At 67.3% G+C, this 19,971-nt stretch carries 14 protein-coding genes and 1 tRNA gene; 6 read left to right on the forward strand and 9 right to left on the reverse strand.

Features of this window, described 5'->3' with window-relative positions; all coding sequences use genetic code 11:
- Positions 1 to 189 precede the first annotated feature (189 nt).
- A complete protein-coding gene (lipQ, locus tag F6B93_RS15705; RefSeq protein WP_211695900.1) occupies positions 190 to 1,446 on the reverse strand; it encodes an esterase LipQ in 1,257 nt (418 codons plus the stop codon).
- A gap of 186 nt (positions 1,447 to 1,632) precedes the next feature.
- On the opposite strand from lipQ, the gene F6B93_RS15710 reads away from it, so the two are divergent.
- Both F6B93_RS15710 and F6B93_RS15715 read left to right on the forward strand, forming a co-directional pair.
- A tRNA-Arg gene (locus tag F6B93_RS15710) sits at positions 1,633 to 1,706 on the forward strand.
- Positions 1,707 to 1,835: 129 nt separating this feature from the next.
- Positions 1,836 to 3,788: a glycoside hydrolase family 64 protein gene (locus tag F6B93_RS15715; RefSeq protein WP_211695901.1), complete on the forward strand. Its 1,953-nt coding sequence runs from the start codon at positions 1,836 to 1,838 to the stop codon at positions 3,786 to 3,788.
- Positions 3,789 to 3,898: 110 nt separating this feature from the next.
- On the opposite strand, the gene F6B93_RS23020 is transcribed toward F6B93_RS15715, so the two are convergent.
- Positions 3,899 to 5,383 carry a PE family protein gene (locus F6B93_RS23020; RefSeq protein ID WP_246540802.1) on the reverse strand — a complete coding sequence of 495 codons (1,485 nt, stop codon included), beginning with the start codon at positions 5,381 to 5,383 and terminating at the stop codon, positions 3,899 to 3,901.
- 349 nt (positions 5,384 to 5,732) lie between these two features.
- Between F6B93_RS23020 and F6B93_RS15725 the strand changes: the two genes are divergently transcribed.
- The 4 genes from F6B93_RS15725 to F6B93_RS15740 all read left to right on the forward strand — a co-directional run bounded on the left by F6B93_RS15725 (position 5,733) and on the right by F6B93_RS15740 (position 11,806).
- Positions 5,733 to 6,665 (forward strand): phytanoyl-CoA dioxygenase family protein, encoded by a 933-nt coding sequence (locus tag F6B93_RS15725; protein WP_211695902.1) that lies wholly within the window; start codon positions 5,733 to 5,735, stop codon positions 6,663 to 6,665.
- Positions 6,666 to 6,755: 90 nt separating this feature from the next.
- Positions 6,756 to 9,413, forward strand: coding sequence for a PE family protein (locus F6B93_RS15730; RefSeq protein WP_211695903.1), 2,658 nt, complete (start codon positions 6,756 to 6,758; stop codon positions 9,411 to 9,413).
- 128 nt (positions 9,414 to 9,541) lie between these two features.
- The gene (locus tag F6B93_RS15735) at positions 9,542 to 10,312 is read left to right on the forward strand and encodes an enoyl-CoA hydratase (RefSeq protein ID WP_211695904.1); all 771 of its coding nucleotides are present in this window, start codon (positions 9,542 to 9,544) and stop codon (positions 10,310 to 10,312) included.
- A 96-nt stretch (positions 10,313 to 10,408) separates the two neighbouring features.
- Positions 10,409 to 11,806 carry an HNH endonuclease signature motif containing protein gene (locus F6B93_RS15740; protein WP_211695905.1) on the forward strand — a complete coding sequence of 466 codons (1,398 nt, stop codon included), beginning with the start codon at positions 10,409 to 10,411 and terminating at the stop codon, positions 11,804 to 11,806.
- On the opposite strand, the gene F6B93_RS15745 is transcribed toward F6B93_RS15740, so the two are convergent.
- The 7 genes from F6B93_RS15745 to F6B93_RS15775 form a co-directional block, all read right to left on the reverse strand.
- Positions 11,795 to 12,976, reverse strand: coding sequence for a dihydrolipoamide acetyltransferase family protein (locus F6B93_RS15745; protein WP_211695906.1), 1,182 nt, complete (start codon positions 12,974 to 12,976; stop codon positions 11,795 to 11,797). The two genes, F6B93_RS15740 and F6B93_RS15745, sit on opposite strands and share 12 nt — an antisense overlap.
- Positions 12,973 to 14,031: a 3-methyl-2-oxobutanoate dehydrogenase subunit beta gene (gene bkdB / locus F6B93_RS15750; RefSeq protein WP_211695907.1), complete on the reverse strand. Its 1,059-nt coding sequence runs from the start codon at positions 14,029 to 14,031 to the stop codon at positions 12,973 to 12,975. Before bkdB ends, F6B93_RS15745 begins: the two co-directional genes overlap by 4 nt.
- A gap of 10 nt (positions 14,032 to 14,041) precedes the next feature.
- Positions 14,042 to 15,145: a pyruvate dehydrogenase (acetyl-transferring) E1 component subunit alpha gene (gene pdhA / locus F6B93_RS15755; RefSeq protein ID WP_211695908.1), complete on the reverse strand. Its 1,104-nt coding sequence runs from the start codon at positions 15,143 to 15,145 to the stop codon at positions 14,042 to 14,044.
- Positions 15,146 to 15,449: 304 nt separating this feature from the next.
- The gene (locus F6B93_RS15760; RefSeq protein WP_211695909.1) at positions 15,450 to 16,271 is read right to left on the reverse strand and encodes an HpcH/HpaI aldolase/citrate lyase family protein; all 822 of its coding nucleotides are present in this window, start codon (positions 16,269 to 16,271) and stop codon (positions 15,450 to 15,452) included.
- A complete protein-coding gene (locus tag F6B93_RS15765; RefSeq protein WP_211695910.1) occupies positions 16,268 to 16,783 on the reverse strand; it encodes a MaoC family dehydratase in 516 nt (171 codons plus the stop codon). Before F6B93_RS15765 ends, F6B93_RS15760 begins: the two co-directional genes overlap by 4 nt.
- Positions 16,780 to 17,946, reverse strand: a complete 1,167-nt coding sequence (locus F6B93_RS15770) for an acyl-CoA dehydrogenase family protein (protein WP_211695911.1) — start codon at positions 17,944 to 17,946, stop codon at positions 16,780 to 16,782. Before F6B93_RS15770 ends, F6B93_RS15765 begins: the two co-directional genes overlap by 4 nt.
- On the reverse strand, positions 17,943 to 19,970 hold the full coding sequence (locus F6B93_RS15775; protein ID WP_211695912.1) for an acetyl/propionyl/methylcrotonyl-CoA carboxylase subunit alpha: 2,028 nt from the start codon (positions 19,968 to 19,970) through the stop codon (positions 17,943 to 17,945). The genes F6B93_RS15770 and F6B93_RS15775 overlap by 4 nt, the downstream gene beginning before the upstream one ends.
- Position 19,971: the final 1 nt, after the last annotated feature.

Below are 19,971 nucleotides of genomic sequence, written 5' to 3' on the forward strand. Positions count from 1 at the left end.
CATGCCAATGTCGTCACCGATCAAACCTCCTGAGTCAGATCGCCAACCCACGTGCAATCACAACGCTAGTCCGGTTGCCGCGGCGGTGAAAGTAACGATCGCCGCGGCACCCGTCACGCAACAACGAATCCCGAAACTTCGTGCTGGACCGAAACCTTGGAGTATCGGCGCACTGACGCCCGGCCTGGTTCAGCTGGCCGACGATGCGGATAGGGCCAGCGAGCCCATGCGCGAGCCAGCACGCCTCCCGTAAACGACACCCAGGAAGTCCGACACCGCACGGGCAGCCACGCGCGATCGCTGCGTCGGGGCGAGGTCAAAAGCATGGTGCGCATTGGCGAGCTCGGCATGCGACACCGTCGAGGCCCCCGCCGCACGTAGCGCAGCGCAAAACGTTCGCGCTTGCGTGCTCGGCGCCATCGGATCCCGGTCGCCGTGCAACACAAAAAACGGCGGCGCGTCGCGGTGGACGTGCGAGATCGGCGACGCCAACCGGAACGGCTCGGGGTCGTCGGCGTAGCGGGCTTTCATCACAAAGTGCTCCAGGAACGGCAGCACCATTTCGTGCATGTTGTCGACATTGGTGAAGTCGTACAAGCCGTAGTACGGCGCCACGGCCTGAACCGTCGTGTCAGTCTCTTCGAACCCGGGCTGAAACTGGGGGTCATTGGGTGTAAGCGCGGCCAGCGAAGCCAGGTGAGCGCCTGCTGACCCACCGGTCATCGCGATGAAGTCGGGGTCGCCACCATAGTCGGCGATGTTCTCGCGGACCCACGCGATCGCCCTCTTCACATCGATGACGTGCGCCGGAAATGTGGAGCGTGGACTCTTGCTGTAATTGATCGAGACGCAGATCCAGCCCAGTTCGACCATCTGACTCATCAGCGTGTAGGCCTGCGGCCGTTTGCCGTTGATAGCCCAGGCCCCGCCCGGGACCTGGAGCAGCACCGGGGCGCGACGGCCGGGTGCCAGATCGGGCCGCCGCCATACGTCGAGCAGGTTCTCACGACCGCCGGGGCCGTACGGGATGTCAGAGTTCTGCGCGGCGTAGCGACGGTGCGGCCCGGGCATCGGCAACAATCCGCCGCGGCGGGCCTCCTCGGACTCTTCGCAGGTCGGATGGCATACCAGGTCGCGGAAGTCCGCACCGAAGGTGTCCTCCAGCGCGGAGTTGAGGACCTGATCGGCCCGTTGCGCCGCCCACGCGGCGGCAACCTTGCCGATCGGCGACGGAGACACTCGGGACAACGCGTGCCCGGTAAGCACATGCGGCGGAAACTCGCTGGACAACCAGCCGGCAACCCATCCCAGGGCGAACGGCGAACCCCGTAGAAGCAGCGCACCCGCTCGGTAGGTGTCGACGGCGTCAGCAGCGAGCTGCGTTCCCTGCCGCCACGCCTCGGCACCCGCCTGCGAGCATCTAGAAGCCAGACTCGCCAAGCACATACAAAGCCCACCCCTCAACGTCGGGGACACGCGTCGTTGCGGTTAACGATCGATTACCGACCGGTGTTGTACGTGTGTCGCGGCTCACACCATAACCGATCGAAGGCCCAATGGAACACTTTTCGCCCGCGTTGTGTCAGGCGAGACCGGTTGATCCACACCCTTAGATAGACTGACCTGCGCATTGCCTCCGTAGCTCAGGTGGATAGAGCAAGGGCCTTCTAATCCCTAGGTCGCACGTTCGAGTCGTGCCGGGGGCACAACCACTCGACCCCCGGGCGAGCAAGTTGTTAGCTGTGCTTACTGTGTTGCGGCCTTGACCTGCACATATACACTGGTCGAGCTCCATCAAGGACTTGCCAGGTAACGAGGGTGCGCGGAGGTTCGCAATGTCGGTTGTCAGCGTTGCGCCGGAGATGATGACGACGGCGGCGTCAGATTTGGTACGTATCGGCTCATCGGTCAATACGGCCAACGCGACAGCGCGGGCGTCGACGACGCAACTGTTGGCCGCCGCTGAGGATGAGGTGTCGGCGGCGATCGCGGCGTTTTGGGGCGAACATGGGCGGGCTTATCAGGCGATCAGCACGCAGGCCGCGACGTTTCACCAGCAGTTCGTGCAAGCCCTCAACGCTGGGGCGCGCAGTTATGCGGCCGCCGAGGCGGCCAACGCCTCGCCGTTGCAGACCCTCGAGCAGCACGTCCTGGGCGTGATCAATGCGCCCACCAACGCGTTGTTGGGGCGCCCGCTGATCGGCAACGGCACCGACGGCGCCCCGGGGACCGGCCAACCCGGAGGCCCGGGCGGGATCTTGTGGGGCAACGGTGGCAATGGCGGTTCCGGGGCGGCCGGACAAACCGGCGGTGCCGGCGGGCCGGCGGGATTGTTCGGCAATGGCGGAACTGGTGGGGCCGGCGGAACTGGCGTCACCGGCACGACCGGCGTCGCCGGTCAGATCGGCGGTCCCGGCGGCATTGGTGCGGCCGGCGGGGTCGGTGGTCGCGGCGGGCTGTTGTTCGGCGCAGGAGGGACCGGCGGCGTCGGCGGGATCGGGGGCATCGGTGGGGTCGGCGGCCCGTCCGACGGCGGAAGCGTGGCAGGTGTCGGCGGTAGAGGCGGCACCGGCGGCCTCGGCGGCGCTGGCGGCGCGGCCGGGTTGTTTGGGAGCGCCGGTCACGCGGGCGTCAACGGAACCAACGGCGGCAACGGCATTCCCGGCGGCCCGGGTTTTTTCCCCATCGAGTTCACCAACAACACCGGCTTCGGCAACGACGACGTCTACGTGACCGCACTCGGCCAGACGACACCTGGCCAGTGGTCGTGGATCGACCAGACCGGCACGGCCCACCCGATCGACCACGCCGCCGCGAACGCCCCTGGCCACCTCACGAAGAACGGGATCAATTACGCCAACATGTCGTTCACCCTCGACCAGACGGGTGGCGACTTCTGGATGCCGCCCGAATTCCAGGGGGGCCGGATATTTCTGTCGATGGAGGAGCCGCTCTACATCGCCATAAGCCCCGACAATTCGGGTTGGGCAGGTCTCGACCCGGCCAACTCTGCCGATCCGAACTACGCCACGGTCTACGACTGGTACGAGATGACCTTCAAGTATGGCGAAATCCCCTTCGGCGGCAATACGACTCAGGTGGATCAGTTCGGCTTCCCGTTCACCTTCACGCTGGAGCAGGATTCCACTGGCTTCGCGGACACCCGCGGCCTGACGCTGTTGCGGGATGACGTGTTCCAGCAGTTCATGACCACGGTCCCAGCCGAGTTCCACTCGCTGGTGATCAACGATGATGTCACCGGCGATCCGCTGCGGATCGTGGCTCCGCGGTCCGTCCAGCCCGGAGGCCTGGCCACCTGGCTTGATTCACCAATCAATGACTTCTGGACGACCTATGAAACCAACCCGTTCAACTACGACGGCCCCGGCTACACGGTGCAAGGCAACGTCAACGCCAGCGACGAGTTCGTGTACACCGTGACCCCCACCGGGGGCAGCAGCACGATGTACTCGATGATGAAGCCCACAACGGCGCAAACCTTCGCCGCCAACGGCCCCTTCGTCGGCACCGAGCAGCAGGGGGCGTTTCTCGCCGAGCTCAACGCGGCGTTCAACCGCGGCGTGGCGTCCTCTCCAGATCAATGGGCCGATGTCGATGCGTACTATCCGACCGGAGAGCGGTGGAACGATTGGGCACAGTTCTTCCACGCCAACAGCATCGACAACCTCGCCTACGGCTTCCCCTTCGACGACGTGAACAGCCAGAGTTCGGTGTTGATCCTCAGCAACACTGAGCCGCCGACGAAACTGTCGTTCGACCTTGGCTAGCGAGTTCGCGGTGTCTTGACCGCGATGGCGCCGCCGATGTCGCGACCACCCCGAATTCACCGAACGGCGCGGTGTTGGACTCGAGTTACCAACGCGGCGTAGCTCGTTGACTACTTCGGCGTGATCGCGCCCGCGAGTTGTTCGGATGCGTAGTGCAGGGCGGGAACCAGACCTCCGATGGGCGTGCCACCGATGGACACAGTTTCGCCGCCCGGCACCGTCGCCGTGTAAGTGGTCTGCGGAGCAAGGATTCCCGTGAAGGGAAGGTTCAATACCACCGGCACGCCCCCGGCATTCAGCGGCACGGACGCGACTGCTTGTCCATTGAGGAAACCGTTCGCGATGGTGGCCGGTGCATCGATGAGTGAGCCGATAACCCCTTCTATGTTTCCCGACTGGGCCGAGAGCAGAATCCGTAGCGCGACGGTGTAGACCGCGCCGATCGTGCTGACCGGTGAACCCAGCGCCTGAATGGCAAGCGCCAGCGGCAGCCCAAAGTCGACCGTGTTGTCGGTCGGAGCGATACTGAAGGGATCGATATTCGCCGTGAACGAGATATCGGTGGCCGTAAAGAGCACGTTTGCTATGTTCCGCACGATCTCGCCGGGGATGGCGGTGATGGGGAACAGATCTGCCACGGCATCCCCGAGCGTCGCGAAAAGGTTGCGGTACCCCGTCGCCAGGTCGGTGAGCGCGCCACCGATGTCACCCGCCAAGAGAGCTTGGAAAGCCGACTCATAGGCCGCTGGCAAGGCGGCCAGCCCGGCACCGACCTCCCCGGCCGCATTCGTCAGGGACGAGCCGATCGTGAAGACGTAGCCCTGCTGGTTGGCGATGATCTGGCTCAGGAACGGCGTGGGGTCAGCCTCCCAGGTCGCGCCGATCAGATCCAGATTAGCGACCGTCGTGGCGAAGAGTGCGTCGTATGCGCCGCCGATGCTCTGGCTGGCCGCCGGCAACGCGAGCGCGGGCGCTGCCAACGCCGCGCCGAAGGTCGCGGGCGCGGCAGCGAGAGACTCGGTCGCCGCCCCCACTCCGGCTGCGACGCGAGACGACAACAACGGGGCGGCGCCCTCGATTGCCGCTGCGCCCCGAGCTGCCGCACCGGCTACTGCGGCTGGAGCCGCGGTCAAGGGCGTCCCCCCGGCAGGAATGGCCGCTAGGGCGGCGCCTTCGGACGCGAGCCCACCTGCGCCCGGGCCGGGCAGCGCACCGCTTCCGACGGTCACGCCGGCGACGGCGTTGGCGATCACCGGGTGGCCCAGCAGTGCTTGTGCGGGCGCATTCACGACAGCGGCTGCATTGCGCTGAGCGTTAGCGTATTCCGCGCCCGCATAGGCAGCCACGCTGCCGTTCAGCAGGCTGACGAAGTGCTCATGATATGTCCCCACCTGGGCACTCAGGCCCTGATACTCCTCGGCCTGGGAAGTGAACAAGGCCGTGACGGCAGCAGACACCTCATCGGCGGCCGGGGCCAATGTCTGGGTCGTAGCCACCGCCGCCGCGGCGTTAGCCTGATCGAGAGCCGAGCGGATGCCCGCCAAGTCTCCGGCCGCCGTTGTTACCACATCCGGAGACATCCATACGAACGACAAAATCCAACTCCCCTCGACGTAATGCGACGGTTCACCTGCACCTATCGCGGCAAACTGTGACACTAGACACAACTCCCCGGCGCGCGCAGAAGAATCGAAGTTTTTGACCACATGCGTTGCTCGTTACGTCATCCAGCCATCGGTGTCGGTTTGCGAGCCGCAGGCAATACTCCGGGGTCTATTCGCGTCAGCACCACGACAGTGAATTGAGAAACCCGGCACAACCGGCCGCCGCCTACGCCCACAACAGTCCGCTCGCGGCGATTATTGAGACAAAATCTTGCTTAAACGTATACTTCTGAGTTGAAACCAAGTAATCAAGTCCAGTCTCACCGCCGAGGAACGAGTCATGACCGCATCGGCCCCCGAATTCACTACCCTGCGCACATTGCCCGAGGACGCGTCCGTCGACGAAGTGTGTGCGGCGCTCGACGCAAGTGGCGCAGTGATTCTCGAGCATTTCGTCGACGACACCATGCTTGCGGCGCTGTGGGCCGACCTCGGGCCGGCGTTCGAGTCTCAGGGATGGGGTGAGGAGGGCTTCATCGGCAACCGCACGCGCCGGGTGTGTTCGCTCTTCGCGAAGACGCTGCACTCAGCTGCACTGGTCACCGAACCTCGCTTCTATGGTGCGGCAAGCTACTTCCTGCAGCGGCCGGTGGCGGGTTTCCTGGGGGACGAGCGCTACGAAGTGACCCCATCGATGCAGATCGGCGTCGGCCACGGGGTCCAGATCTGGCCCGACGAAACGCTGCAAGGCCTCCATCGCGACGACATCGTGCACCTCAATACCCACCCCGGCCGGCAGACCAGGGTGCTGGCAATGGTTGCGCTGACGGATTTCACCGCCGAGAACGGCGGAACGTGGGTCGTCCCCGGCAGTCATCTCTGGGATGACGAGCGGGCTCCGAAATCTGAAGAGGCGGTGGCCGCCGAGATGTCCGCCGGTTCGGCTCTGCTCTGGCTCGGCAGCACCTACCATTGCGGCGGCCCCAACACATCGGCAGACCCCCGCACCGGGCTGATCTACGCATTGGATTGTGCGAACTACCGGCAAGAGGAGAACCAGTACCTCGCGGTACCTATCGATATCGTGCGTCGCTACCCCGAACAGGTACAGCGGCTTCTCGGCTACGACGTCGCAGCCCCGTTCTGCGGCTACGTCGACATGGCTGACCCCCACGTCCTACTGGACGGCACCGGCCGCCAACTAGGCATGGCCGAGCAAGTACCCCTCTCGCCAGCGGTCGGCGCGGCCCACACACCTGCCGTTTCGGCGTAAGGCTCGATGCCAAGCTAGGAACCCGGGCTACGGTGAACTCACCGACCGGATTGAGGGTGATCGGGCCCGGACGGGTTGAGAGGTTGTCTCGTGTCGTTTGTGTTCGCGGTGCCTGTGCTCGTGGAGTCCGCGGCGCAGGATTTGGCTGGCCTTGGCTCGACGCTCACCGCGGCCAATGCTGCGGCATCGGCGCAGACGACCGCGATCGTGACAGCGGCCGAGGATGAGGTATCGGCGGCGATCGCGGCACTGTTCTCGTCCCACGCTCAGGCCTATCAGCGGGTAAGTGCGCAAGCGGAAGCGTTTCACCGCCAGTTTGTGCGGGCATTGACCGCCGGGGCGGGAGCCTATGCAGTCGCCGAGGCTGCTAGCGCCTCGGCGCTGCCTACCGTGCAGCAGGGATTTCTCACCGCGGTCAATGGGCCCGTCGAGACGCTCACGGGGCGCCCACTGATCGGCAACGGCGCCAACGGCGCTCCCGGAACCGGCGCTGCGGGCGGCCCGGGCGGGTGGTTGTTCGGCAACGGCGGGGCCGGCGGATCCGGTGCCCCGGGTATGGCCGGCGGTGCCGGTGGGGCGGCCGGACTCATCGGCGCTGGCGGGGCCGGCGGTGCCGGCGGGAGCACGTCGGCTCTCGGCGTGATCGGCGGCGCTGGCGGTACCGGCGGAGCCGGCGGATGGCTGTGGGGCCCGGGCGGAAACGGCGGAGCCGGCGGATTGGTCACTGCAATAGGTTCGACGGGCGGTGCTGGCGGAGTCGGCGGGGCGGGTGGGCTATTCGGCGCCGGCGGGCTCGGCGGAGCCGGCGGAGCCGGCCTTGGTACCAGCTCGACCGGCGGGGTCGGCGGGGCTGGCGGAGCCGGCGGGCTGTTGGCCGGGCTGGTCGGCGCCGGCGGCGGTGACGGTGGCATCGGCGGTACCGCCGACACGACGGGCGGCTTCGGCACCGGCGGCTCGGGAGGCGCAGGGGGCAACGCCGGCTGGTTCGGCGGCGGCGGGGCCGGCGGCGCCGGCGGGGCCGGCGGAGCTGGCTTCGGTGCCATGAGCGGGGACGGTTTTGGTGGCGCCGGCGGGGCCGGCGGCGCTGGCGGGCTGCTGGTTGGCCCCGGCGGAACGGGCGGGGCAGGCGGAGCCGGCACCGGCGCTGGGGACGGCGGGGCCGGCGGAGCCGGCGGCAATTCCGGGCTGCTGCTCTCCAACGGCGGGGCCGGCGGGCCTGGCGGTGAGGGCGGGGATAACGGCGTTAGCGGCAGTGGCGGGGCAGGCGGTGACGCCGGCTGGGTTGGCAATGGCGGCGCCGGCGGGATCGGCGGCAACGGCTTTTCCAACACCGGCGCGGGCACCGGTGGGACGGGCGGCAGCGGCGGACTGCTCGTCGGCAACGGCGGTGCCGGTGGTGCTGGCGGGACCGGCTTCGGTGGCGTCGGCGGGTTTGGCGGGGCCGGCGGGTCCGGCGGGGCCGGCGTGCTGGTCGGCAACGGTGGCAACGGGGGCGTCGGCGGCACCGGCCCGACCCCCGGAGGCACTGGCGTGGGCGGCCCAGCCGGGCTGCTGCTGGGCCTGGACGGCTTCAACGCGGCCGCGAGCACCTCGCTACTGCACACCCTGCAGCAACAGGCTCTGGGCGCGATCAACGCGCCCATCCAAGACCTGACCGGGCGCCCGCTGATCGGCAACGGCACCCCGGGAGCAGCCGGCAGCGCGGCCAACGGCTCACCCGGTGGCTGGCTACTTGGCGCCGGTGGCGCCGGCGGGTCAGGGGCGACGGGCCCGGGGCTTTCCGGCGGGGCCGGCGGGGCCGCAGGACTATTCGGCACTGGCGGCGCCGGCGGTACCGGCGGGTTCTCGGCCGTGGGCACCAGCGGGCCCGGCGGAGTCGGTGGGGCTGGTGGGTGGCTGTTCGGCGATGGCGGGGTCGGCGGTGCCGGGGGGCTGGGCCTGTTCGGTGGGGCCGGTGGGGCCGGTGGCGTCGGCGGTCTGTTGGGCGCAGGCGGGGTCGGCGGCGCCGGCGGGAACGGCGGTGGCGCCGGCGGGGTAGGCGGTGCCGGGGGGCTGCTGGGCGGTCTGGTCGGCGCCGGCGGCGGAGACGGTGGTACCGGCGGATTGGGCACCAACGGGGGCGCCGGTGGAGCGGGCGGGAGCGCCGGATTGCTCGGCGGTCCCGGAGGCGCCGGCGGCGCCGGGGGTGCCGCCGGATTCAGCCCTGCCGGTGGGGCTGGCGGGGTCGGCGGGGCGGGCGGCAATGCCGGGCTGCTCTACGGCAGCGGCGGAGTCGGCGGAAGCGGCGGGTTCGCCGGGTTCAGCCTCGCCGGCGGGATGGGCGGGGCCGGCGGGGCCGGCGGCGATGCCGGGCTGCTGTTCGGCAGCGGCGGGGCCGGCGGGCTTGGCGGGCTCGGCAATCAGGACGGCGGGGCCGGCGGGGCCGGCGGCGGGGCCGGCTGGATCGGCGGCGGCGGGGCCGGTGGGGCGGGCGGCATCGGCGATACCGGCGGCGGTGGAGACGGCGGGAACGGTGGCACGGGCGGGCAATTGTTGGGAAGCGGCTCCGCCGGCGGAGCCGGCGGAGAAAGCGATGTCGACGGCGGCGGCGGGGACGGCGGGGACGGCGGGAGCGGCGGGAGTGCCGTACTGATCGGCAACGGCGGCAACGGCGGCAATGGCGGCGCAGGCACCACCCCTGGCAACGCTGGCGACGGCGGCGGTCGCGGGCTGCTGTTGGGCGAGAACGGGATCGACGGAGTGTCGTAGCCGGGACAACCGAACACAACGGCGATTCGCGCCCAGCCCGTTACCCGGGATGCGGGACGGATCCGCGCGCAACGTACCGTGATGAGGTTGGGGGGCGTTGCGGCCCAAGACATCGGCGGAGGTGCCCGATGACCGATTCCGACCTGGTCTTGCTGAGCGTGACGAACCACGTCGCGCTCATCACCGTGAATGATCCCGATCGGCGCAACGCGATCACCGAGGATATGTCGGCGCGGCTGCGCGACGCCGTCGAACGAGCCGAAGCCGATCCCGATGTGCACGCCGTGGTGGTCACGGGGGCCGGTAAGGCGTTTTGCGCCGGGGCCGACCTGAGTGCTCTGGGCAATGCCGGCGCTGGCGCGCCGGAGGCGGCACTGCTGCGGGTCTACGACGGCTTCCTGGCGGTGGGCAATTGTGCGCTGCCCACCATCGCCGCGGTCAACGGCGCGGCGGTCGGCGCCGGGCTGAACCTAGCGCTTGCCGCCGATGTCCGAATCGCCGGGCCAGGCGCATTGTTTGACGCCCGCTTCCAGAAGCTGGGCCTGCACCCCGGCGGCGGCGCAACGTGGATGCTGCACCGCGCGGTGGGCCCGCAGGTGGCGCGCGCGGCCCTGTTGTTCGGCATGCGCTTCGACGCGGAATCCGCGGTACGGCAGGGGTTGGCGCTGAGCATTGCCGACGATCCGGTCGCCGCTGCGATGGAGTTGGCGGCAGGACCGGCAGCCGCCCCGCGCGACGTTGTGTTGGCCACCAAGGCGACGATGCGTTCCACGGCCAGCCCCGGATCGCTGGATAGCGAGCACCACGAACTCGCGATGCGTACCGAACTAGGGCCACAAGCGAAATCGGCTGCATCGCCGGAGTTCGCCGCCCGGTTGGCCGCTGCACGACGCGGCTAGTCTGCACTTAAATCACTTGTGCCTCAGTGGTTTCACGGGGTTTCCGGGGAACTCTGGGCAACCATTATTGTCGGTGGTCTCGGCTAGTTTCGGAGTATGAGTTCGGGCGCTGTGGCGGATCGCGAAGCGATCACCGCAGCCTTTGATGCCGTGGACGCCGCCCTCGATACCGTGGCCGGCTTGGACTTCGACGCGCTCACCACCCCGGAGTGGTTGGCGCTGTTGGAGCGCTGCGAGCGGGTGCGCCGACGCATCCCGACCCCCGAGCATCAGCTGATCAACAATCTGACACGCCAAGCCAGCCCCGAAGACCTCGGCGGCAAGCTCTCCCATGCGATCGCCGATCGGACGCTGATCAGCCGCGCCGAAGCCTCCCGGCGCATCAACGAAGCCGCCGATCTCGGACCGCGGCACGGGCTCACGGGCGAGCCGTTAGCGCCTGTCTTGGCCAGCACAGCGAAGGCCCAACGCGCCGGAAAACTCGGCTCCGGCCACATCGCGGTGATCCGCCGTTTCTGCCACCAGCTGCCCAGCTGGGTCGACCAGCCCAGCCGCGACCAGGCCGAAGCCGATCTGGCCGCAACGGGCACCCAGTACCGGCCCGAACAACTAGCCGGGTTCGCCGACAAGATCGCCGACTGCATCAACCCCGACGGCAACTACACCGACGAAGACCGGGCTCGGCGCCGCGGGCTCATCCTGGGCAAACAAGGCGATGACGGCATGTCCAAACTGAGCGGCTGGCTGACCCCCGAAGCCCGCGCCACCCTAGAGGCCGTATGGGCCAAACTGGCGACCCCGGGCATGGCCAACCCCACCGACGACACCGCCTTCGTGGACGGCCCGCCCAGCCATGACGCCATCGAGCGTGACACCCGCAGCCCCGCCCAACGCCAGCATGATGGGCTCAACGCCGCGATGCGCGCGGTATTGGCTTCGGGAAAGGTAGGCCAACACAACGGGCTGCCGGCCTCGATCATCGTGACCACTACCCTGGCCGAACTGCAAGCCGCCACCGGCAACGGACTCACCGGCGGCGGCAGCCTCGTGCCCATGTCCGATGTGATCCGGCTCGCGCGCCATGCCCACCACTACCTGGCGATCTTCGACAACGGCAAACCCATCGGGCTGTACCACACCAAGCGCCTCGCCTCACCGGGACAGCGGATTGTCCTCTACGCCAAGGATCGTGGTTGCTCGTCACCGGGATGCGACGTACCCAGCTACCTCTGCGAAGTGCACCATGTCGATGAGTACGCCAACTGCGGACAAAGCCACATCGACAACCTGGCATTCGCCTGCGGCCCGCATCACCGGCTGCTCAAACCCGGCGGCTGGACCACCCGAAAACGCGCCAACGGCGACACTGAATGGCTGCCGCCGCCACACCTGGATCGCGGACAACCGCGAACCAACGGGTTCCACCACCCCGAAAAACTGCTTCGCGACGGCCACGAAGACGACAACGGCGAAGACGGCGACCTAGAGATCTAACAGCGCAGTCTCCGGCGACTCAATGAGATCGGTTAACTCGGACAGGAACTGAGCAACCTGAGCGCCGTCAGCAACGCGATGATCGAATGCGCACGTCAGCCGCATGGTCGGCCGAACGACAACCTCGTCGCCGACAACCACCGGACGCGGCTTTATCGTACCCATACCCAGGATTGCCGCCTCTGGATGATTAATCACCGGCACACCGTCGTCGACACCCAGCGCCCCGAAGTTCGACACGGTGAACGTCGAGCCACGCAGCTCTGCCGGCGTGAGGGTGCCCCCGCGTGCCCCGGCGATCAGTTCAGCCGTGCGGCGACATAATTCGCGAGTCGTCTTGCGATCGGCATCGGCGACCACTGGGACCAGCAACCCGCGCTCGGTGGCCACGCCAAAGCCTAGATGCATGCCGGGATGGACGTGGATCTGCGGGCCCTGCGCCGAGTCCACCCACGTCGCGTTGAGAATCGGGTTGTTCTTCAACGCAATAACGAGCAACCGCAGCGTCAGCACAAAGGACGTGATCTCGGGCAACCCAGCACGGAACCCATCACGCAGCCGCAGCAGTTCGGCGCAATCAACCTCGACACTCGCCGTTGCAGCCGGAATTTCCTTGTGAGACAACGACATTTTCTCGGCCATCTGCGCGTGTACTCCGCGGACCGGCCGCACATCGGTTCGGGCGCTTCCCGCGGCCGCCAGCACGTCCGCCCGGGTGATCACCCCACTAGCACCTGATCCGGGCTGCAGCGCAGAAAGGTCAACCACCAGCTCCTTGGCCAGCTTGCGCACCGGAGGCGCGGCCCGCGCCCGGCTGGGCCGCCTGCTGGTGTCGATACCGGCGTCGGCGCCATAGCCAACCAGCGTGGGCACAGCGGACTCGCCGTTGGTCGGCGCACCGAGGGAACTGGCGGTGTCGATGCGGACCAGCACCGCACCCACCTTGATGACATCGCCTACCTCACCTTTCGGGCCGCCGCGTTCGACGATCCGGCCGGCGTACGGGCTCGGGATTTCGACTTCGGCCTTTGCCGTCTCCACCGAGCACAATGTCTGATTGAGCTCTACCTCGTCACCGACGACAACGTTCCAACACGTCAGCGTTACCTCTTCGAGTCCCTCACCGAGGTCAGGGACGCGGAAGGACTTGATCCTGTCGTCGCCGCTCATGGCTGCCCCAACGCACGCTCGACGCAGTCCAACAGCCGATCTGGGCCCGGCAGCCAGAATTTCTCTAACCGAGCGGGCGGGTACGGCGTGTCAAAGCCGCAGGCTCGCAACACCGGAGCCTCCAGCTCGTAGAACATTTCTTCCTGGATACGCGCGGCCAGCCCCGCGCCATATCCCAGACTTCGCGGCCCCTCATGCAGCACCACGCAGCGTCCCGTGCGGTGAATCGAGTCGGCGACCGTATCGAAGTCCAAGGGCACCAGCGACCGGAGGTCGATGACCTCCAGGCTCCAACCGTGTTGCTGCTGCGCCTCTTCCGCGGTAGCCAGAGCGGTCGCTACCAAGCTTCCGTACGTCACGACGGTCACATCGGTGCCGGTGCGACGCACCACAGCTTGCCCGATCGGCGGTGCCGGTCGACTCGTGTCGACCATTCCGCGGACCTGATAGCGCCTCTTGGGCTCCAAGAACATCACCGGATCGGGACAGGCGATCCCATGCCGCAACAGCCAATAGGCGTCGTCGGGTGTTGACGGGACCACCACCTTCAAGCCTGCGGTGTGCGCCCAGTACGACTCGGTGGAATCCGAATGGTGCTCGGCCGCGCCAATACCACCGAACGACGGAATCCGCACAGTCACCGGCATGTTCACCTCCCCGCGGGTGCGGGTCCGGTACTTGGCGAGGTGACTGACCACCTGGTCGAAGGCCGGGTAGGTAAAGCCGTCGAACTGAATCTCAGGCACCGGCACAAAGCCGCGCAACGCTAGCCCCACCGCGATCCCGACGATCGCGGACTCCGCCAGCGGCGTGTCGAAGCACCGGTCCGCCCCGAACGTTTCGGCCAGACCCTCCGTCACACGGAACACCCCGCCCTCGACCGCGACATCCTCACCGAACACCAATATCCGGTCGTTCGCCGCCATCGCGTCGTGCAACGCACGGTTGAGGGCCGCCACCATGGTGAGGGATTGCGCGCCAAGAGCCGCGGCCGCCGCCATCGCCACTGCGGGCGTCTTCTCCGGGCGGGCCGGACGATCAGCAAGCTGAGTCATGCAAGCCTCCTCAGTCCGCCCGGGCCAGTTCGGCCCGCAGCTGTTCGCGCTGCGCTCGCAATCCCGGTGTCATCTCCGCGTACACCATCGTGAACACGTCATCGATATCGAAGTCAGGCGCATCGACGACGGCGTCGCGCAGCTCAGCCCGCATTCGCTTCGATCGCGCGGCGACTCGGCTCTCGAGGCGCTCCGAGAACAAACCCTGGCCTCGAAGATAGGTCCGGTAGCGCGGAATCGGGTCCAGGGCGAGCCATCGGTCGACTTCCTCCTGGCTCCGGTAGCGGGTTGGATCATCGGCCGTAGTGTGCGGGCCGAGGCGGTACGTGACCGCTTCGATCAGTGCCGGCCCTGCACCCGCCCGCGCCCGGGCAGCGGCTTCGGCCATCACCGCGTAGCAAGCCAACACGTCGTTGCCGTCGACCCGGATACCGGGCATCCCGTAGCCGATCGCCTTGTGCGCGATCGAGGGCGCTGCCGTCTGTCGCGATACCGGCATTGAGATCGCCCACTGGTTGTTCTGCACGTAGAACACACACGGGGTCGCGAACACCGCCGCGAAATTCAGCGCCTCGTGGACGTCGCCCTCGCTCGTAGCTCCGTCACCAAGAAACGCCACCGTCACGGAATCCTCACCCAGACGTTGTGCGGCCATCGCTGCGCCGACAGCGTGCAAGGTTTGGGTGCCGATGGGAACCGACATCGGCGCGCAGCACTTCTTGGTGAATTCCAAACCACCGCACCAGGTTCCGCGCCACGCAGCCCCCACATGTCCCGGTGGGATCCCCCTCACCAAATACGCACCCAATTCCCGATACTGGGGAATCAACCAGTCGGTCTTGCGCAGGCACGCGGCCGCACCCACTTGCGCGGCTTCCTGCCCTTGACACGGCGTATACAGCGCCAGCTCACCTTGGCGCTGCAAATTGACGAACTCAGCGTCTAGATCGCGAGCGACCACCATCATTTCGTACAGCCAACACAGCGTCTCCGCGGGAAGGTCGCGGCTGTAACGATGTTCGGCGGTCGGCGTTCCATCAGGGTCGACAAGTTGCACCGGCTCGATGTCGACAGACGCGAGCGACCCAAGCGGCATTCGCGAGACCCCGGCCATACCGCCTCCTCCGCTCGCAACCACAACGCGGTTACGCGGTCAGCAGATGCCGTCCCTTACGTCGCTACGTCGATATCGGGAGTCGATCACCGACCAACAGCGTTCCACCCTTCGCGTCAGCGCTGGTGGTGCGGCAATCACAGCAGGTTCCCGCCTGGGTACCGCCGCGAGCCGAAGTCCATCGCCAGCCACGCGTTAGCTTCCGCTCGCCGCAACACTGGCGCTTCTTCCATTATGCCCGTAAATCCGAGGAACCCGGGCTGATTGCGAGTTCATCGCGTCCGTGTCGCGCTGATTCGCCACCTCACTCAGGGGGTGCTTCACCCGCCCGGCGCAACATCGTTTCCGCGTGCCGCAGCACCGGTGAGTCGACCATCTGACCTTCGAACGCGAACGCCCCGCGCTCGTTTCGTGAGGCGACCAACACTCGCCGCGCCCAGTCCAGCTTGTCCTCGGTAGGTCGATAGGCCGTGCGCACAGTGGCGATCTGGCTTGGATGAATGCACACGGTTGCGTCGAACCCAACCGCGGCGGCGTCGGTGGCCTCCGCTTGCAGGCCCTCCACGTCACGAATGTCCAGATGGACGGCGTCGAGCGCGATCCGGCCGAAGCCCGACGCCGCCAGCAGGATCGTCGACCGCACATGGCGGGCCACATCCCGGTAGGCACCGTCGGCGCCCCGGCTGGAACTGCCACCCAGCGTGGCGATCAGGTCCTCGGCGCCCCACATCAGTCCCACGGTGGGATCCGCGGCGGCGATGTCGGCAGCAAAGACCGCGCCACGCGGCGTCTCTACCAACCCGATGACACGGCGCGGCGCCAGCTCCATCACCTGCGTTGCCGATTCGGCCTTGGGCAGCATCACCGTTGTGTAGGCGGTCTCGGCCAGTGCCTCTAGGTCGCGGGCCTGATCATCGGTGCCGGCGGCGTTGATTCGCACCACGGTGCGCTCTGGGTCGAGCGGGGTGGCCTGTAGCGCCCGCCGCGCGGCCGGCTTTTCCGCCGCAGACACGCCGTCCTCGAGATCGAGGATCACCACATCCGCGGCGTCGGCGGCCCTACCGAAGCGCTCGGGGCGGTCGGCCGGGCAGAACAGCCACGCAGGCCCGGCAGCGCGCAGATTCATCGGGCCGCGTCTCCCGTGGTCGCGTCCACCGGCCGTTTCTGCACGAGCGTGGTGCGCACCGCGCGCGCCACCACATCACCGTGCTGGTTGCGACCGGTGTGCTCCAGGGTGACAATGCCTTCGCCCGGCCGGCTCTTCGACTCGCGTTTGGCCGTGCACACCGTCTCCGCGTACAGGGTGTCGCCGTGGAAGACCGGGTTGGGGAAGGACACCTCGGAGAACCCGAGGTTGGCCACGATCGTTCCGAGCGTCAGCTGCGCAACCGATAGGCCGACCAGCGTGGAGAGCGTGAACATCGAGTTCACCAGCCGCTCGCCCCGAAAGCCGGGTTGCTGGGCGGCCCACGCAGCGTCCAGGTGCAGCGACTGGGTATTCATGGTCAACGTGGTGAACAGCACGTTGTCGGCTTCGGTGACCGTACGACCGGGCCGGTGCAGATAGGTGGTGCCGATCTCGAATTCCTCAAACCACAATCCGCGCTGAACGACCGACTTGCCGCCCGGCTCGGTCATTGCAGCCCCAACGATCGCGCGATGAGCATCAACTGCACTTCGGTCGTGCCCTCCCCAATCTCGAGCACCTTGCTATCGCGGTAGTGGCGCGCCACTGGATACTCATTCATGAAGCCGTAGCCCCCGTGGATCTGCGTGGCATCGCGGGCGTTGTCCATCGCCGCCTCGGACGAGATCATCTTCGCGATCGCTGCCTCTTTTTTGAAGGGCTTGCCCGCCAGCATCTTCGCGGCGGCCTCGTAGTAGGCCGTCCGCGCCACGTGGGCACGCGCTTCCATTCGCGCGATCTTGAAGCTGATCGCCTGGTAGGAACCAATCGGCTGACCGAACGACTCGCGCTCCTTGGCGTACTTGACGCTCTCGTCGACGCAGCCCTGAGCGACGCCGGTGGCCAGCGCCGCGATCGCGATCCGACCCTCGTCCAGGATGGAGAGAAAGTTCGCGTAGCCGCTCCCGCGGGCTCCCAACAGGTTTTCGGCCGGAACCCGTGCGTCGACGAAGGTGAGCGGGTGGGTGTCCGAGGCATTCCAGCCCACCTTGTTGTAGACCGGTTCCACGGTGAATCCCGTTGTGCCGCTGGGCACGATGATCGTCGAGATTTCTTTCTTGCCATCCGCGACACTGCCGGTAACCGCGGTCACGGTGACCAGCGACGTGATATCGGTGCCCGAGTTCGTAATGAACTGCTTGGAGCCGTTGATAATCCACTCGTCGCCCTCAAGGCGCGCAGTAGTGCGTGTGCTGCCCGCGTCGGAACCCGCGCCCGGCTCGGTAAGCCCGAAACCGGCCAACGCTCGCCCAGCGGTCAAGTCCGGCAGCCATTGACGCTTCTGCTCCTCGCTGCCGAACCGGAAGATCGGCATTGCGCCCAGCCCTACCCCGGCCTCCAGGGTGATCGCCACCGACTGATCGACCTTGCCGAGTTCTTCCAGCGCCAGTGACAAAGCAAAGTAGTCGCCGCCCATGCCTCCGTATTCCTCGGGAAACGGCAGACCGAACAACCCCATCTCGCCCATCTTGGCAACGACCTCGTACGGGAAGCTATGCTCCTCATCGTGTTTGGCCGACACCGGTGCGACGACGGTGCGTGCGAAATCGGCGACGGTATCCCGAAGATCCTCGTATTCCTTGGGTAGTGTCGCTGCGGTAACGGTTGTCGTCATACTTGGTCCTCGCTTTGTTCCTTCTCGGTCTCGGTGTCAGCCTCCGGGACCAGCCGGGCCAGTACCTGGTCCACTGCCACCTGCTCGCCAACGGACACCAAAACCTCCACCTGCCCCGCGACCGGAGCAGTCAGAGAATGTTCCATCTTCATCGCCTCCACCACTGCCACGACGTCACCTTCGGCGACATGGGCGCCGGAGGCAACCTGAACAGCGATCACGCTGCCCGGCATCGGACTGATGACCTCGGCCGGACGCGCGCCCACCGCGCGGTGAATCTTGTGCTCCTCCGCTTCGCGCAACTGCCAGGTGCCCCGCCCGTCGGCGATCCACAGGTGCCGGTCGGCCTCTGCCCACGCATAGTCGCGACGCAGCCCGTTCACGGTAACGCTCATCCGCCCACCATCGAGTTGTACGCTTGCGGAGAGAATCTCACCATCACCGACCTGAACCTTGGCAGCGTCGGGCGATCCCCACACCGACACCGTCTCGGTACGCAGTGCAGTGCGCATGGCGGTACGGACCGGAGCCACAACACCGCCGACACGCCAGCCGGTCGGCGCGGCCCACAGGTTGTCGGACGCGCGCCGGCCCCGGTGAGCCAGCGCCCACTGCCGATACAGACCCCCGGCGGCGAGCACATCGTCGGGCGCAGGCAGCGGTGCGAAGTCGGCAAGTCGCTCATCCAGCAACGCAGTATCCAGATCACCGGCGCGCACCCGCTCGTCGGCGAGCAGAAAGCGCAGGAACTCGACATTGGTCTGCACCCCCAGCACCGCGGTTCCCGCCAGTGCCTCGTCGAGACGACCTATAGCCTGCTCGCGATTCGCCCCGTGCGCGATCACCTTGCTCAGCATCGGGTCGTAGTCACTGCCGACCACGGTGCCCGCTGCCAGCGACGAATCCACCCGCACGCCCTCGCCCGCGGGTTCGAGCACCTGCAACGCCTGCCCGCCCGTGGGCAGAAAGCCCCGACCAGGATCCTCCGCATACACCCTGGCCTCGATCGCGTGGCCGCGCAGCTCGACGTCATCCTGGGCAAAGGCCAACTTCTCATCGGCACCCACGCGCAGTTGCCACTCGACGAGGTCCAGTCCGGTGACCGCCTCGGTGACTGGATGTTCCACCTGCAGGCGGGTGTTCATCTCCATGAAGAAGAATTCGTCCGGACGCCGCGCCGAGACGATGAACTCGACCGTGCCGGCGCCGACGTAGTCGACGCTGCGCGCCGTGTTAACGGCCGCGGCCCCGATCCGGGCTCGGGTCGGCGGGTCAAGCAGCGCCGACGGCGCTTCCTCGATGACCTTCTGATGACGCCGCTGCAGGCTGCACTCGCGCTCGCCTAGGTGCACGACGTTGCCGTGCGCATCGGCAAGCACCTGCACTTCGATGTGCCGCGGCCGCAACACAAACCGCTCAAGGAACAACGTGTCGTCGCCAAACGAGGATGCCGCTTCACGACGCGCCCCAACTAGCGCCTCGCGCATACCTGCCGGTTCGTGGACCAACCGCATGCCCTTGCCGCCGCCGCCGGCCGATGGCTTGATCAGTACGGGATATCCCACCTCATCGGCGGCGGCCATCAGCTCGCCGTCGGTGAGCCCGGGGCGCGCCACGCCGGGCACCACGGGCACGTCGAAGGCGGTGACCGCGTTCTTCGCGGTGATCTTGTCACCCATAATCTCAATCGCCCGGGCTGGCGGACCGAGGAATACGATCCCGGCCCGTTCACATGCGGTCGCGAAATCGGCATTCTCGGAAAGAAACCCGTAGCCCGGATGAATCGCTCGGGCTCCAGTGCGTGCTGCCGCATCGAGGACGCGTGCGATATCGAGGTAGCTCTCCCGCGCCGCCGCCGGTCCCAGCCGCACGGCCATGTCCGCTTCGCTGACGTGCCGGGCACGGGCATCAGGGTCGCTGTAGACGGCCACCGACCGGATGCCCAGCCGGCGCAGGGTCCGGATCACCCTGACCGCGATCTCGCCGCGATTGGCCACCAGCACGGTGTCGAAAAGCTCAGTCATC

Source organism: Mycobacterium spongiae (genome assembly GCF_018278905.1).
GTDB lineage: Bacteria > Actinomycetota > Actinomycetes > Mycobacteriales > Mycobacteriaceae > Mycobacterium > Mycobacterium spongiae.

Excerpts from the sequence above, each read along its gene's own strand:
- lipQ (WP_211695900.1), bottom strand. The coding sequence starts at position 1,446 with ATGTGCTTGGCGAGTCTGGCTTCTAGATGCTCGCAGGCGGGTGCCGAG.
- F6B93_RS15715 (WP_211695901.1), top strand. The coding sequence starts at position 1,836 with ATGTCGGTTGTCAGCGTTGCGCCGGAGATGATGACGACGGCGGCGTCA.
- F6B93_RS15725 (WP_211695902.1), top strand. The coding sequence starts at position 5,733 with ATGACCGCATCGGCCCCCGAATTCACTACCCTGCGCACATTGCCCGAG.
- F6B93_RS15735 (WP_211695904.1), top strand. The coding sequence starts at position 9,542 with ATGACCGATTCCGACCTGGTCTTGCTGAGCGTGACGAACCACGTCGCG.
- F6B93_RS15740 (WP_211695905.1), top strand. The coding sequence starts at position 10,409 with ATGAGTTCGGGCGCTGTGGCGGATCGCGAAGCGATCACCGCAGCCTTT.
- F6B93_RS15745 (WP_211695906.1), bottom strand. The coding sequence starts at position 12,976 with ATGAGCGGCGACGACAGGATCAAGTCCTTCCGCGTCCCTGACCTCGGT.
- bkdB (WP_211695907.1), bottom strand. The coding sequence starts at position 14,031 with ATGACTCAGCTTGCTGATCGTCCGGCCCGCCCGGAGAAGACGCCCGCA.
- pdhA (WP_211695908.1), bottom strand. The coding sequence starts at position 15,145 with ATGGCCGGGGTCTCGCGAATGCCGCTTGGGTCGCTCGCGTCTGTCGAC.
- F6B93_RS15760 (WP_211695909.1), bottom strand. The coding sequence starts at position 16,271 with ATGAATCTGCGCGCTGCCGGGCCTGCGTGGCTGTTCTGCCCGGCCGAC.
- F6B93_RS15765 (WP_211695910.1), bottom strand. The coding sequence starts at position 16,783 with ATGACCGAGCCGGGCGGCAAGTCGGTCGTTCAGCGCGGATTGTGGTTT.
- F6B93_RS15770 (WP_211695911.1), bottom strand. The coding sequence starts at position 17,946 with ATGACGACAACCGTTACCGCAGCGACACTACCCAAGGAATACGAGGAT.
- F6B93_RS15775 (WP_211695912.1), bottom strand. The coding sequence starts at position 19,970 with ATGACTGAGCTTTTCGACACCGTGCTGGTGGCCAATCGCGGCGAGATC.